Here is a 247-nt window from a genome sequence, read left to right as displayed (position 1 = left end):
CAAGAGTTTGTTCGTATTGTTTTTGAGCTTGCTTAGCGAGGTAGAAGATCTTCTTATAGCCACAATTCTGTCTTCTTTTAGGGCAGCCGTTACAGACAAAGGGAGCTTTGTCGAGTAGAGGGCAAGGAAGGTTATGGCATGTAGACTCTCGGACTTGTCTGTTTCGTTTGACTTCTTTAGAAACAGTAGTCGAGTCTTTTAGAATGGATTGTCCAATAGCTTTGAAGGTTTCACTGCGCTCTAAACC

Annotated in this window: 1 pseudogene; it reads right to left on the bottom strand. The window is 42.5% G+C overall.

Going from position 1 to position 247, the window contains the following annotated elements:
- A pseudogene (locus WKI42_RS10935) lies at window positions 1-247 on the bottom strand (helix-turn-helix domain-containing protein); the annotation flags it as partial.

Source organism: Streptococcus pseudopneumoniae, from assembly GCF_038148935.1.
In the GTDB taxonomy this organism is placed as follows: domain Bacteria; phylum Bacillota; class Bacilli; order Lactobacillales; family Streptococcaceae; genus Streptococcus; species Streptococcus pseudopneumoniae_U.
Note: the sequence above shows the minus strand (reverse complement) of the source record. Positions and strands in the feature narration are given on the sequence as shown.